The sequence below is a fragment of the Curtobacterium pusillum genome, assembly GCF_013359865.1.
GTDB classification, from domain to species: Bacteria; Actinomycetota; Actinomycetes; order Actinomycetales; family Microbacteriaceae; genus Curtobacterium; species Curtobacterium pusillum.
The window spans coordinates 1-1,245 of record NZ_JABMCE010000011.1; the positions used below are offsets into that span (position 1 = coordinate 1).

At 65.8% G+C, this 1,245-nt stretch carries 1 protein-coding gene; it reads right to left on the reverse strand.

What is annotated here, in order from left to right:
* Positions 1 to 12: 12 nt before the first annotated feature.
* Complete coding sequence (locus tag HP507_RS00055) at positions 13 to 1,194, reverse strand: IS30 family transposase (protein WP_217508332.1); 1,182 nt, start codon at positions 1,192 to 1,194, stop codon at positions 13 to 15.
* Positions 1,195 to 1,245: the final 51 nt, after the last annotated feature.

Sequence of the window (1,245 nt, forward strand, 5' to 3'; positions counted from 1 at the left end):
GGACCGGCGGTTTCAAGGGGTCGTTGCAACGGGTGGTTGTTTCGGGTCCGAGAGTAGCTGTTCGAATGCTTCTGCAGGGCTGCGGTAGTCGAGGGTCTTGCGGGGGCGGCCGTTGAGTTCAGCCGCGACTTCGAGGAGCCGTTCCGGGCTGTGGACGCTGAGGTCGGTGGACTTCGGAAAGTACTGCCGGAGCAGCCCGTTGGTGTTCTCGTTCGAGCCGCGCTGCCAGGGCTTGTGCGGGTCGCAGAAGTAGATCGCGAGGTCCGTGGCGAGGGTGATGTCTTTGTGTCGGGCAAGCTCGGTGCCTTGATCCCACGTCAACGACCGGCGCAGATGCTCGGGCAGGGTCTGGATGGTGGGGATCATCGCGTCACGGACCGCGTCGGCGCTGTGCCCGTTGGGCAAATGCAGCAGCATCACGTACCGAGTCGTTCGTTCGACGAGGGTGCCGATCGCGCTGCGGGCGTTGATCCCGACGATCAGGTCGCCTTCCCAGTGGCCGGGAACAGCCCGGTCGTCGGCCTCAGCGGGGCGTTCGCTGATCAGGATCATGTCGCGGATCTTCGACCACGACGCTTGCCGACGTTCACCGCGGTGCCGGCGGAGGGCTCGGCCGGTGCGGAGGTGTTTGTGCAGGTCAGCGCGCAGGTGGCCGCGGCCTTGGACGAAGAGGGACTGGTAGATCGTCTCGTGGGACACGTGCATCTCCGGCCGGTCGGGGAATGTCCTAGCCAGGTCATCACGGATCTGCTCCGGGGACCAGTTCCGCACCAACCGCAGCTCGACCTGCAGAGCGAGCTCCAGCCGGTCGAGTTTCCGCGGTTTCGGGCGTCGCGCACGAGCACGGCATTGCTTCTCAGCCGAGTACGGCCGGTAGGTTCCGCCAGCCGCTGCGTTCCTGGTGAGCTCGCGGCTGATCGTCGACGGCGACCGACCGAGTGCTTTGGCGATCGCGCGCACGCCCTCACCGTCCTGGCGTAGGTCTGCGATCTGGAGCCGCTCTTCTTGGCTGAGGTACCTGTCGGAGCGGGGCGTGTTGGCGAACGGGTTCCGTCCGCCGGCTGCTTTGACCCATCGGTATCCCTGACGTCGGTCCACGCCGACAGCATCACAGGCCGCCGTGCGTCCGAGACCCTGTCTCAATAGCTCCCAGAACCGCGCCTCTCGGGCACGGTGGTCCAGCCTCGATCCCATCTGCAACACTCCAATTCACGGTGGTGTTGCAACGACCGGCTGAACCCACGA

Bases quoted from the DNA above. Each gene is read 5' to 3' on its own strand.
- HP507_RS00055 (WP_217508332.1), bottom strand. From the start codon at position 1,194: ATGGGATCGAGGCTGGACCACCGTGCCCGAGAGGCGCGGTTCTGGGAG.